This is a genomic window from Streptococcus sp. 27098_8_113 (genome assembly GCF_041432545.1).
Lineage (GTDB): Bacteria > Bacillota > Bacilli > Lactobacillales > Streptococcaceae > Streptococcus.
In genome coordinates this window covers 57438-70235 of record NZ_JAPVZU010000003.1, presented here as the reverse complement: position 1 = coordinate 70235, position 12798 = coordinate 57438, and the positions used below count along the sequence as shown (strand labels likewise).

Below are 12798 nucleotides of genomic sequence, written 5' to 3'. Positions count from 1 at the left end.
AAGATTAAATGGAGATAAGAAATAGTTAAAATTTCTCTTAAATCTATCTTATAAAATGCTTATATTGTCTTATTGTTCATAAGAAACAACTTGAGTTTCTTCACCAAACATTCCCAGTCTTAAACTTAAATCACCTACTACAATTGACAATGAGTCAAAAAAATCCACCACACTGTGGTGAATTTTCTTCTTATGCTTCAAATTCAAATGCTTCACTTTTTTGCTTGTTTGGCAAAAGGAGTGAGAGCAAGATTCCAACCAGCGCCGGCAGCAACCAAGGCAGAGAAGCTTGAGCAAATGGCAGAGCATTAACCAGATTGAGAATGGCAGTTAGCTTGAATTGTCGTCCCAAAATGCTAGCAAAAGCAATCAGCGTCACTACTGCGATGGTCAACTGCATACCTGGTTTAGAAAGTGGCAAAAAGCGATTAACCATGACAATCATCACAATCGTAATGGTAATAGGATAAAGAATTTCCAGAGCTGGAACTGAATACTGAATAATAGCATTCAAACCAAGATTTGCAATAGCAAAACCAACTAGCGTAAAAATGGTCGCATACACCTTATAAGATACTTTCGGGAAAGTATTATGGAAAAATTCGCCAGTTGAGACGATAAGTCCAGCTGTTGTTGTAAAACAGGTCACCGTTACCATAATCGCTAGGAAAATTTGAGCCATCGGCCCAAAGATAGCCTGAGTTGCAGAAGACAAAACAGAAGCCCCTACATTTGCTCCTTTCGGCAAATTCGCTAGATTAAGTGGGAAGTGATTTCCAAGAAAGGCAAGACCAATATAAAGAACGCTAAAGCCTAGCGCCACAAGGATACCCACGATCCAAATGGTAGAAATGTATTCTTTTTTATTCTTGAAACCGAGCTGGTTGAGTGTCGTCACGGCAACCACACTAAAGGCAACTGAAGCCAAAGCATCCAGAGTATTGTAGCCCTGAAGAAAGCCTGCTCCGAAAGCTGAAGCAGCATATTCCCCTGTTGCTCCTTGAGGAGCAGTGGAACCATATTTGGCAGCGCCTAATACAACTAAAACTACAATCAATAAGGCAAAGATTGGAGTTAAATAACGACCAATACTATCAAGGATTTTCGATGGATTAAGTGCAATCAGATAGGCAAAGGCAAAATAAACCAGCGTAAACCCAAAAAGCCAAATGGCATGAGAACCTGCAGGCAACATGGGCTCAATCCCGACAGAAAATGCAGTGGTCGCCGTCCGAGGAATGGCAAAGAAGGGACCAATTGCAAGATAAAGGGCTACCAAGTAAACTACCGCAAACCAAGGGGCAATCTTTTTCGAGATTTCATCAATATAGCCCTTGGGATTTAAAGTACCTATAATCAAGGTTAGAATAGCAATACCGACGCCCGATAGGACAAAGCCCCCAATAGCTGGCCAGAAATTTTGACCAGATTCCAAACCCAATTGAGGTGGAAAAATCAGGTTACCGGCTCCGAAAAACATTCCAAATAAAAGCAAACCGGTCAAGGATCCTTTTTTTATCATCGTCATCTCCAGTCTTTTTAAGATTTTTCCATTATACCGATAAACACCACTCATTGCAAGGATTTTGAAATAAAAATCGCCTTTTCTCAACCTTAAGAAAATCGCGAAATATAATTCGATTTATTACGAATTATTCTTATTTGTTTTCGATTTATATCATATACGTAATTCCTTTTTTATGAGATGGACTTATGCTATACTAGTTATAAGTTCAATTGCGAGGTTTTAATATGTTACTTCATCTAATCTGGCTCATTCCTGCTGCTATCTTTACTTTTTTAGTCTATCGGGAACCTAGAAGTTTATTCAATGCTTATCTCCTGACCTTCACTCTTATAATGATGGGCATTGTTTTAGCTGGGCTTACGATTGTTAGTCTTGAGCGATTTATTGGTTATACACCAGCTATGATTAGCTTTTATATCCTGCTTTTAGCAATTCCTATTAGTATTTTCGCTTCTACTGCTTATTTGATTTTTAATGGTCGCCAAATGCTACAGCTAGAGGGGCTCAGACTAGCCAATCTACTATCGCTTCTCTACGGCCTAGCGATCGTGGGGCTTGCTTTACTGCATTTTCTCGCTCCTCGGTCATTTCTTGCAACTTTGATTTCCCTCGCTGATTTGCTACTATTTTACGGAACCTTTCTCTATCTTTCCTATATCATCTATGCATTCTTTTTAAATATTTTTCCAGTCAAGAAAGAGCCTCAGACCATTATTATCCTCGGTGCAGGATTGTTTGGAGATAAGGTGCCTCCCCTGCTGGCTCAGCGCTTGGATAAAGGGCTAGCCATCTATGAAAAATTTAATCGGAAGCCAGCCATCATTGTCTCTGGCGGTCAGGGAGACGACGAGTGGATTTCCGAAGCAGAGGCTATGGCAGGTTATTTGATGGAAAAAGGAGTCCCAACTGACAGTATTTTCCTCGAAAATAAATCTCGCACTACGCTTGAAAATCTCATATTCAGTAAACAGCTTATGCTATCACAAGGACTGGAGCAAGATCGAGTTCTCCTAGTCACAAATTCTTTCCACGCGCTACGTGCTGGCATCTATATGAAACAAGTCGGTCTCAAAGGTCGCAGCATTGGTTCTCGAACGGCCTTCTATTTCCTTCCTTCTGCATGGATCCGAGAAACCGCTGGTTTGATCCGTATCTACTGGAAATGGCATGCGTTTATCATAGGAATTCTGCTACTTCCCTTCCTTTCCTCCTTATTCCACTCATATTTTTCATTGTAAAAAGCCCTAGAAAAGAGTACAATAATGGTAAGAAAAAAATGGAGGTCCGTCAAAAATGAAATTTACCATTGATAAAAGTTTAGCAGAACTTGGCATCACAAGTGTCGTCCTTGGCATTGCTAGAAACGTCGATCCCCAAGCACCTTTATCAGAAGCCTTTCTCCAAAAACAGAAGGAAGCAGAAAACTGGGCTTTGAACTGCAATTTAGCAGAAATCACTGACCATCCGACTATCCAAGGCTACTGTAATTTGCTACAGAAAGTTGGGCGCAGTGTTAAAAAGAACCCGCCAACAGTACCAGCTTTGATCCGCAATATCCAACACCGCGGCTCCATTCCAAGGATTAACAGCGTTATTGATATTTATAATGTAGAATCCTTGCATTCTCTCCTAGCTATCGGCGGTCATGACCTTGATAAAATCGGTGATGAGATTGAGTTTACTGTCAGTCAGAAGGATGATATTTTCCTTCCTATCTTATCCAAGGAAAAGCACGTGGCTCCGACCGACTATGTCTATCGAGATGAAAAAGGCATCCTTGCTTGGCTTGATGTCCGTGATAGTGACCTTTATAAATTTGATGATAGCACCAAAAATGCCATTTTCATTATCCAAGGAAATGCCCATACATCTGTCCAAATGCGACTAGAAGCCCTTGAACGCATTCAACAGGATTTAGCAGCAGCCATGCCAAATCTCGAATTTGAAACCCACGTCATTCAAGTAGAAGATCTTTAAGCAACTTTTCACTCGACAAGTTTTTGAAGTAAAACTCCATCAAATTATAAATCAAAAAGGAAACTCAGCTGAGTTTCCTCTTTTTGTATGTCTAGTCTTCTTTCTTATCTGAAAATTGGCTCATATACAAGTCATGATAGAAGCCCTTGTCAGCTAGCAGCGACTCGTGATTGCCTTGCTCAATGATTTGCCCATCCTTGAGCACCAAAATCTTGTCTGCTTCTTGGATAGTGGACAAGCGGTGAGCAATAACAAAGCTCGTCCGCCCCTGCATAAGAGTTTTCATAGCCTTCTGAATCAACAACTCCAAACGAGTGTCCACTGAGGATGTCGCCTCGTCCAAAATTAGAATCTTAGGATCGGCCAAGAGAGCCCGTGCGATCGTCAGAAGTTGCTTTTGACCCAGCGAAATATTGCTAGACTCCTGATTCATTTCCATATTGTAGCCACCTGGCAAGGTACGGATAAAGTGGTCCACATTGGCTGATTTGGCTGCTTCCACAATCTCCTCATCAGTAGCATCAAGGTTACCAAATCGAAGATTTTCCTTGATAGTCCCCTCATAAAGCCAAGCGTCCTGCAGAACCATACCAAATTGCTTACGATAGTCTTGGCGGGATAGCTGGCGAATATCGTGGCCATCCACGCTGATAGAGCCCTTGGTCACATCGTAGAAACGCATGAGAAGATTGATCAAGGTCGTCTTACCAGCTCCAGTCGGCCCGACAATAGCCACCATTTCACCCGGCTGGACTTCCAGATTAAAGTTGCGAATCAGCGGCTTGTCTGCCACATATTGGAAGTCTACATCTTTGAAGCTGACTTGACCAGTCAAGTCCTTGTCTAGCTGGATAGTATTATCCATGACTTCATCTGGCTCATCCAAAATCCGGAAAATCCGATCCAGCGAAGACTTGGCACTCTGGAGCTGACCAGCCAGTTGGGTAAGGTTTTGGATGGGTTGATTGACCTGCCAGACGTACTGGACAAAGGCCTGCATATTCCCGATGGTCAGCTGACCAGCAATAACCTGTAAACCACCCAAGAGAGCAACGATAAGATAGGTCAAATCTGAAATCCCATTAAGGACGGGCATCATGAGTCCTGAGATAAAGCTGGCTTTAAAACCGACTTCCTGCAAATTTTGAGTAATAGCTCGAAAATCCTCAGCCGAAGTCTCTTCCCGACCATAAAGCTTGAGAACATTAAAACCAGACAGATTTTCCTGTACGAAGCCATTCATAGCACCCAAAACATCCGCCTGCTGCTTAAAGTAAGGCTGAGATTTTTTAAGAATAAATCTAGCTCCAAAATAAGTCAGAGGAATGCTGACGATAACAATCAAGGCCAGCTGGACATTCAGATAAAGAACCATCCCAATGACCAAAATAAGGGTCATGACGGCATTGACCACCTGCAAAAAACTTTGTTGAAGTGCATTTGAGACGGTCTCCACATCACTGGTGAAGCGCCCAATCAGATCACCGAACTGGTGCTTGTCAAAGTAGGAAACAGGAATTCGATTGATTTTACGACTGAGCTCATTGCGCATATCGCGAACGGTGCTCTGCACAGCATTGGTCATAAAATAGTTAGAGAAATAGGCACCAATCTCATAAAAGAGGGCACGAATAAAGTAAAGCAGCATAATCCAAGCCACGTAGCTGCTATTGATGGCTGCACCGGGCACTCCCTTGGCCATATCTAGCAGATTTTGTGTCAGCTCTGTGATAGCAAGCCCTAGGACAAAAGGCTCTAGGACACTCATGACCACGCTGACAATCTTGAGGAAGACTGCAAGAAGCACGGCAGCTTTATAGACTTTTAGATAGCCCCATAAGCGGACAAAACTATTTTCTTTCATCTCTTCCTCCTATTCTTCTGTTAGTGATTGGCTATTGAGCTGGGAATTGGCAATTTCGCGATAGATGGCATTATTTTCCATCAGCTCCTCATGTCGGCCTCGACCCACGATTTCACCCTTGTCTAGGACAATAATCTGATCCGCATCCATAATGGTTCCAACCCGCTGAGCCACGATGAGAACCGTTGCATCCTGCGTCACTTCCTTGAGTCGGCGGCGCAAAGTCGCATCTGTCTTGTAGTCCAGAGCCGAGAAGGAATCATCAAAAATATAAATGTCTGGCTCTTTAACAACCGCACGCGCAATGGACAGACGTTGCTTTTGACCACCGGATAGATTGCTGCCGCCTTCAGCCAAATGCGTCTCGAAGCGCTCTTCTCTGCTCTCGATAAAGTCGCGAGCCTGAGCCACATCCGCTGCTTGATTGAGCTCCTCAGAGCTAGCATCTTCCTTACCATAGCGGATATTTTCAGCGATCGTCCCGGTAAATAGCAAAGCTTTCTGCGGGATAAAGCCAATCTTCTGACGGAGAGCCTTGAGATTATAGGCGCGGACATCCACACCATCCACCAAAATCTTGCCCAAGGTCACATCATAGAAACGCGGAATCAGCTGAACCAAGGAAGATTTACCAGAACCTGTTGAGCCGATAAAGGCGATCGTTTCCCCCGGTTTGGCCTTGAAAGAAATATTATGCAGAACAGGATTTTCCGTCTCACCTGGATAGGCAAAGGTTACATTGTCAAATTCCAGATAGCCATGAGTCGCAGTTTCCGTGATCCCATTCTCATTTGGATCGATGGAAATCGGCATATCCATGACTTCCTTCAGCCGCTCGCTAGAGACCGCCGTACGTGGATACATGGTAAAGAGACTGGACAGGAGCAGGAAGGACAGAAGGGCATGGAAACTGTACTCGATAAAGGCAACTAAATCCCCGATTTTCAACTCGCCGCTGCCTAGTGGTTTCAGGGCAAACCAGACAATGGCCACAATCATGGCAATGATAATCTGCACAAAGAGAGGCTCCGTCAAACCTGTCAATTTGAAGAGACGGTTGGAATTCTCCGCATAGATTTCATTTTCATTGGCGAAGCGCTCTTCCTGAAATTCCTCACGGGCAAAGGCTCGAATGACCCGCAGACCGGTCAGATTTTCCCGAGCATACTGGTTGATCTTGTCCAGTGTCTTCTGCTGCTTTTCAGACAGGGGACGCGTCTTGACCGCCACATACCAGACTACGATTGCCAAAAAAGGCACTGAAATCGCCACAATCCAAGCCATGGACGGACTGGTCAGGAAAATCATGAGGATGGAAGACAGCATCATGATAGGCGTGATAGCTCCCATTTTGAGTGTTTGCTCAGCAAACTGCATGAGGACAAAGGCATCACTGGTAATCCGTGTCACCAGCGAAGAAACGCCGATCTGCTCATACTCATGATGGGAATACTCCTGCAGCTTGTCATAGAGATCATTCCGCATATCTCGCACCATGCTGGTCGTTAATTTTCCAGCGGCATAGGAAAGGACGATCCGCCCCAAAATCCCAAGGATAATAACCAGCAGCATGATAAAGCCCCAGAAATACAGGCGTTCCTGATCGCCTTGGTTAATCCCTTCGTCAATCATGCGCGCCAAAACTGTTGGCAGCCCTAGATTGACCACTACAAAAAAGATGGCCGACACAAAATCCAGTACCAACCACTTGGGGTAGCGTTTCAAATAAGACCAAATGTAAAGCATAATCCCTCCATTTTCTATAACAATAAAAAAGCACTGAAGAGTACTTTTAGACAGAAAAGAGCGCGCAAATGCACGCCTTACTAAGAATAGTATAGCAGAAATATAAAAAAGCGTAAAGACCTACCAGCATATCTTTTCTTCGAGTTTGTATTATATTTTAAGAATGAATGCTTACTCTGAGCTTTTCCTGAGGGTTATATTCATCACATAAGATTGTTCCCAACTCTCGCTCAATGTAACCTTTTCCCCACTGCTCGTACTGAAGAAATTTTTCTTCCCAATCTTGTAGACTATCTCCAGAGGTAGTCTTTAAAAATTCATCTAACTGCTCATCATCTTCGATATTATTAAATAAACTTAACCATTTTTCAGATACCATAGACATAATGATTTCCTCCTTAATTACTAATAGATTATCAAATTTACCGTTTATTAGAATGAGTAATATGTGCAATTTTTGTAAATAAATTAAAAAAGCTGCATCTTCTGCAACTTTTTAATCTGGTGGAAAATAGCCCAACTGCTCAGCGATGTGAATCGCCTCCTGCCTGTTAGTCACTCCCAATTTTGAAAAGATATTGGCCAAGTGATTGGAAACTGTACGTTTACTCACATAAATCCTTTCACAGATATCATCAATAGCCAAGCCATTTCTAACCAGTTCTAGCATCTCGATTTCTCGTGGTGTTAGCACCTCTACCATCACTTCATCTGAAAAGACCTTGCCACCTAGATAAATCTTTTCCAGCTTTTTCACCAACTCATCTGGGTTCATGCTTTTATCCAGAAAGCCATAAGCACCCATAGCTTTAGCTCGGTGTTCATACATCTTTTTGCTGTATCCCGTCAAAATTACAATCTTACTAGAACAACCATTGTCGATAATCTCTTGTGCCAAGGTCAGCCCATCAGCTTGATACAGACTCGTCAGGTTGATGTCAATCAAAATAATGTCGTAGTCATTAAAAGCAATCTCCGAGATAGTCGAAAAATTATCCACCAACTGGACCTTTTTAATGTTTTCCGATAACTCTAAAATCATCTTGATACTTTGGCTAAATAATTTATGATCATCAATTAACAAAATTTTCATAACACAACTCCTTATCAATCGGGAGAATAATTTCTACACGAAATCTCTTATTATTTTCAAAAATCTGCATTTGACCACCTAAAACACTAATTTTATTAGACATATTTTTCAAGCCATAACCTAAGGATTTTTCTGTTTGAAGGCAGTCATTTTCAGAAATGATAAAAATAGCGTCATCATGCACATCAATCTTCAAAAAAATTGTTCCACCACTAGCGTACTTAACGGCATTGGTCGCCAATTCCTCAACCAGACGATAGGCAATTTTATCGTAAGGAGATAAAAGCCTAAAGTGGACAGGAAACTGTGTGACGACTTCATTTTCTGCGTGATAGCGCTTGACAATCCGATTAATCAGCCCTTGATACTGGATGTCTAACTGCTCGTCTGTTTCTACCATTGGCTGATAATAATCCATCCGCTCACGAATCCGCTGAACCAACTCTTCTGTCACCAGATTGATCTGTTCACCAAAAGCTTGATTGCTACTATATTTATTGAAATTTTTTATTGCCATCACATTTTGCAGGATTTCATTGTGAAGAAATTCGGAGAACTGTTGTTCTGTGTCTTCATTTGCCAGCAGACTTTTTACCATACGGTTACGCTTTAAAAAGAGAACTTTTACATAATCCCTAGCATCTAGCATTTCAGCAGAACGAAAGAGACGAATCAATTCTTCCGAACAAATCCCGAACAATAGTAACATGATATTCAAGACCAAAAAGCTCGTGTTTAAATCTAGACGAAAGATGATGAAAATACCTACTAACAAAAACATAACTAGTAAAAATAAGTGTGAAAAAGCTTTTATATAGGATAATTTTAACTCTGATACCTTTTTTTGAAGAGAGCTGATAATAGTTTTGAAGTGTAAAAAAACTAAGATGCCAACAATTTCCAGATACCAGACTAGGTTCATCACTTCTGAGCTCGTCGTATTGATATACAAAAAGAAATAAGAAAGAGGCAATATTAGAGCTAATATCCACAAATTTCGTCTCTGATACCTGAGTTTACTTTTCAACTCTTCATGATATAAAATAAATAAAATCAAGGGAACAAGGTTTAAAAAGAAAGACGCAAACAAGGACAGAAAGAGAAAAATTGAAGGACTTAACAGATACGAACTAACGGTGATTAGTGTCAACACAAAGGACACACTCAACAGTTCTTCTCCTATTTTCTCTCCCAGAAAGAGAATAGACAGAGAACTATACACTAATAAAAAAGAGTTGAGCGGATGAAGAATATCAAAAAAGTGCAACAGGGTGCTCGTAACTCCTTGATTAAATATGGATTGCCAGCTAATGAGAAACATCATCAGGAGCAACCAGAGTTTCAACTCACTATAACGAAAGGTCACAATATTACAAATATAACTAAATGCAATTAAAGCAATAATCAGCAATAAAACCATCTGTAAGGAAAAATCTGTCGAAAAGTCCAGAGGAACCCTATAATAAATATAAATCATCAAAGTTAGATGATTAAAAATCGTCAACCACCACAATAAAAGTGAGTTTTTCGAGATCAATTTGACAAACTGTTTCATATGTATCCACTTCCTGAACTACTTTAATATCATTATAACACAATACCAGAATTGTCGGATAGGCAACTCTGGTATTTGACTTAATTTTCAATAATTTGCCAACTTACTCTGTAAGTCACTAGCAGGTAAAGGACGAAGAGTAAAACCGCTACTCCCAGATAGGTGATATCAATAGAAATGCTGGTATTAGCGAAATTCTCAAAATAGCCCAAAAGAGCTGTACTCAAGGCAAGTGCTAGCGGACCTGCGATAACCAGCGGAACCAAGAAATAACTTAGAATCTGTTGCAAAAGAATAGAGCGATTTTGCTTTCTCTTATTCCCAAGAAGGTATAAGATTTGATAATCATTGACACTATCCAAAGAACTTGTAGAAGTTTGAAGTGACAAGATACTGAGGGAAATAATGATAAAAATAACACTGACAAAAATCATGACAAAGACGATGACGCCCATAAATCCAAGATAAATCTCAAAAATTCTTCCTTTCGTTTGATAGGTGAACGGATTCAACTCTGTACCATCACGAGTGAAGTAGTATTTTTCAATCCACTGACTCAAGAATGCTTCTACTTTCCGCTTGTCAATATTTTCTTTGAAATTAGCAACATAGGTCATGTGGTCTTCCGTCAGTCCAATTACTACCTTATCGGGTACAATCAAGGTTCCTGTATCATTTGTACCTACTGAAGATAAAAAGTAAACCGTTTCAAGTGGCTTGGAAGATGCAAGATTGAGAGAATGACCGTTAATCGTGAGGTTTTTGGTCGTTGATAGAAAGTCCTGAATCTGCTTGGCAGTTCCTTTATAGTTGGCATTGACCAGAAATTGGTTATCTGCCAAGTCAACCGCTTTTTTCCCTTGCAGTTTACTGAGATGATTGTAGGCAGAAATTCCTAAAATCGGTACTTTTGATTCAGGAAGTTCCTTATCATGCGCCCAAAGATTGCTAGTATCAATCAAATCTTTATAGGTTAAATCACTAGAATAGATAGGATAGCTGTACTCCTCTTTGATGAGGTTAAAGTCAAATCCATCTGCTTTCAATCTGTCTTTGACAGATTCCTGAGAAAACTGGAACTCTTGACCACGATAAAGATTGACAGATACGTCATAAGGTGAGTATTTGTTCAGCTCTCGGTTCATAGTCGTATAGGCACTACCACTAAAAACTAGTAAGCTGAGAGCCAGTGTCAAGGTCAAGGATAAGACAGCCAACGTGACCGAATTACTGTCAGCTTGTTTTGAAAATTGACGAATTTTAAAACTGTTTAGTCTGTTATAGTAGGTTTGAGGCAGTTTTCTAAGGGAAACCAAGATAAAATGGCTCAAGGTATTGTAAAATAAAATCACAAAAATCACGAAGACAGATACAAGTAAGATACCCCAGCTTTTCAAGAGTGATAGATGGTAATAGTCTGAAAAATAGAGAGCACCAAAACCGATAACAGCTGTCGAAAGAATAAAGAGAAGTGCTTGAAGAACTGGCTTGCCTTTTGCCAAGACAGATTTCTTGACCCCATTTTCTTGAATGAGTGCAATGATATTTTGCTTTCTAAAGGTAAGAATGTCCATGACACCAACAATAAAACTGGTTACCAAATAGGAATAAACTAGTAAGATGACAGACTTGCTATCAAAGAAAAACAGACTACCAAAGTAATTGGCCATAAAAAACTCAGATGCAATCTTAGCTAGAATGACCAGTAAGATCACTCCAAGCAAGAAACCTAGAATCAAGGAAAAGATATTGACCAGCATGGTTTCAAAGAACAGGGTACGGATAATCTGCTTCTTCTTCATTCCCAGCGTTGCATAAAGTCCCAGCTCTTTCTTGCGCCGTCCCAGGACAAAGTTTGTGGAATAAACGACGAGAAAGGCAATCGCCGATAGAATCAGATAGGAAAGCAAGCCCATGTACTGGCTCATCACCGTCGTTAACATTTCCTTTGCTCCTGATAAACTTTGCATCACTGGATGGCTTGGTAAAGCATTAAAAGCGTAGAGCAAGCTATAAATCAAGGTCAGACTGAAAAAATAGATGGTATAGGTCTGTAAATTTCGAAATACATTTCGTAAAATCAATTTTGGATACATACTCTCCTCCTCCTATCTGGTACGGCTGTAAATCTCTTGCAAATACTGTTCATTAGATAAGCTGTTACGTTCCAAATCATACATAATCTTTCCATCGCTAAGTAGCACCATCCGTGAAGAGTACTTGGCTGCGGCAGGGTCATGCGTAACCAGTAAAATGGTAATACCAAAACTTTTATTGATTTCCTGCAAAAGCGCCATCAGTTTTTCAGAATTGGCAGAGTCCAAGGCTCCCGTCGGCTCATCTGCGATAATCAGTTTAGAATCATCAATCAAGGCTCTAGCAGTTGCCACACGTTGTCGCTGGCCACCTGATAACTGATTAGGAAACTTATCTTTTAAGTTTTGGATGGCCAACTTATCCAAAATTTCCTCAATCTTATCCTGATGTTTTTTGATATTTTTCCCCTGTATCTGGAGAGGTAGAACAATATTTTCATAAACTGTCAAGGTTTCCACCAAGTTGTAAGCTTGGAAAATATAGGAAATGTTTTTAGCACGATAGTCAGCTAGTTCATTTTCCTTGGCATGGATGATGTCAAAATCTTCAAATCGAATCTCACCTGATGTTGGTTTATCAATCGTTGAAATACAGTTGAGAAGTGTTGTTTTTCCACTACCACTAGCCCCCATAATTGCCAGAAATTCACCTTTTTCAACGGACAAGTTCACATCTAATAAAGCATGAACGATATTATCCCCTTGACCAAATGTTTTCGTTAATCCTGTCACAATAAGCTGTTTCATCATTTCATTCCTCCGTTTCTTTTTTACACTCTCATTATACGGTTTCTTTCAAGGTTTGCCATGAGTATTTTGTGCAATATATTTATGCTATAAAAAAAGCCGATACTTTTTTAGGTATCGGTCGATATTGATTATTTTCGATTGTTTCTTTTTTTCATAAAGTAAACAATCCCTATGACAATAACTCCTAAG

Annotated in this window: 10 protein-coding genes; 2 read left to right on the top strand and 8 right to left on the bottom strand. The window is 40.5% G+C overall.

Annotated features, from left to right (window positions below):
* Positions 1 to 190 precede the first annotated feature (190 nt).
* Entirely contained in the window at positions 191 to 1522 is a 1332-nt protein-coding gene (brnQ, locus tag O3644_RS02930; protein ID WP_125381694.1) for a branched-chain amino acid transport system II carrier protein, read from the bottom strand.
* Positions 1523 to 1752: 230 nt separating this feature from the next.
* On the opposite strand from brnQ, the gene O3644_RS02925 reads away from it, so the two are divergent.
* Together O3644_RS02925 and O3644_RS02920 are read left to right on the top strand one after the other, a co-directional pair.
* On the top strand, positions 1753 to 2766 hold the full coding sequence (locus O3644_RS02925) for a YdcF family protein (protein ID WP_371595010.1): 1014 nt from the start codon (positions 1753 to 1755) through the stop codon (positions 2764 to 2766).
* Between the two features lie 55 nt (positions 2767 to 2821).
* On the top strand, positions 2822 to 3505 hold the full coding sequence (locus O3644_RS02920) for a B3/4 domain-containing protein (protein WP_048764217.1): 684 nt from the start codon (positions 2822 to 2824) through the stop codon (positions 3503 to 3505).
* A gap of 91 nt (positions 3506 to 3596) precedes the next feature.
* On the opposite strand, the gene O3644_RS02915 is transcribed toward O3644_RS02920, so the two are convergent.
* From O3644_RS02915 to O3644_RS02885, 7 genes are all read right to left on the bottom strand, one after another.
* Positions 3597 to 5369, bottom strand: a complete 1773-nt coding sequence (locus O3644_RS02915) for an ABC transporter ATP-binding protein (RefSeq protein WP_048764215.1) — start codon at positions 5367 to 5369, stop codon at positions 3597 to 3599.
* A 9-nt stretch (positions 5370 to 5378) separates the two neighbouring features.
* Positions 5379 to 7115: an ABC transporter ATP-binding protein gene (locus tag O3644_RS02910; RefSeq protein ID WP_148876467.1), complete on the bottom strand. Its 1737-nt coding sequence runs from the start codon at positions 7113 to 7115 to the stop codon at positions 5379 to 5381.
* Positions 7116 to 7272: 157 nt separating this feature from the next.
* Entirely contained in the window at positions 7273 to 7500 is a 228-nt protein-coding gene (locus O3644_RS02905) for a hypothetical protein (protein ID WP_187423309.1), read from the bottom strand.
* Between the two features lie 111 nt (positions 7501 to 7611).
* Positions 7612 to 8208 (bottom strand): response regulator transcription factor, encoded by a 597-nt coding sequence (locus O3644_RS02900; protein ID WP_148876465.1) that lies wholly within the window; start codon positions 8206 to 8208, stop codon positions 7612 to 7614.
* The gene (locus O3644_RS02895; RefSeq protein WP_262366226.1) at positions 8189 to 8917 is read right to left on the bottom strand and encodes an ATP-binding protein; all 729 of its coding nucleotides are present in this window, start codon (positions 8915 to 8917) and stop codon (positions 8189 to 8191) included. Before O3644_RS02895 ends, O3644_RS02900 begins: the two co-directional genes overlap by 20 nt.
* Positions 8918 to 9843: 926 nt before the next feature.
* Positions 9844 to 11859: an FtsX-like permease family protein gene (locus O3644_RS02890; RefSeq protein ID WP_371595009.1), complete on the bottom strand. Its 2016-nt coding sequence runs from the start codon at positions 11857 to 11859 to the stop codon at positions 9844 to 9846.
* A gap of 12 nt (positions 11860 to 11871) precedes the next feature.
* Positions 11872 to 12606: an ABC transporter ATP-binding protein gene (locus O3644_RS02885; protein WP_371595066.1), complete on the bottom strand. Its 735-nt coding sequence runs from the start codon at positions 12604 to 12606 to the stop codon at positions 11872 to 11874.
* Positions 12607 to 12798 lie beyond the last annotated feature (192 nt).

Bases quoted from the DNA above. Each gene is read 5' to 3' on its own strand.
- brnQ (WP_125381694.1), bottom strand. From the start codon at position 1,522: ATGATAAAAAAAGGATCCTTGACCGGTTTGCTTTTATTTGGAATGTTT.
- O3644_RS02925 (WP_371595010.1), top strand. From the start codon at position 1,753: ATGTTACTTCATCTAATCTGGCTCATTCCTGCTGCTATCTTTACTTTT.
- O3644_RS02920 (WP_048764217.1), top strand. From the start codon at position 2,822: ATGAAATTTACCATTGATAAAAGTTTAGCAGAACTTGGCATCACAAGT.
- O3644_RS02915 (WP_048764215.1), bottom strand. From the start codon at position 5,369: ATGAAAGAAAATAGTTTTGTCCGCTTATGGGGCTATCTAAAAGTCTAT.
- O3644_RS02910 (WP_148876467.1), bottom strand. From the start codon at position 7,115: ATGCTTTACATTTGGTCTTATTTGAAACGCTACCCCAAGTGGTTGGTA.
- O3644_RS02905 (WP_187423309.1), bottom strand. From the start codon at position 7,500: ATGTCTATGGTATCTGAAAAATGGTTAAGTTTATTTAATAATATCGAA.
- O3644_RS02900 (WP_148876465.1), bottom strand. From the start codon at position 8,208: ATGAAAATTTTGTTAATTGATGATCATAAATTATTTAGCCAAAGTATC.
- O3644_RS02895 (WP_262366226.1), bottom strand. From the start codon at position 8,917: ATGTTACTATTGTTCGGGATTTGTTCGGAAGAATTGATTCGTCTCTTT.
- O3644_RS02890 (WP_371595009.1), bottom strand. From the start codon at position 11,859: ATGTATCCAAAATTGATTTTACGAAATGTATTTCGAAATTTACAGACC.
- O3644_RS02885 (WP_371595066.1), bottom strand. From the start codon at position 12,606: ATGAAACAGCTTATTGTGACAGGATTAACGAAAACATTTGGTCAAGGG.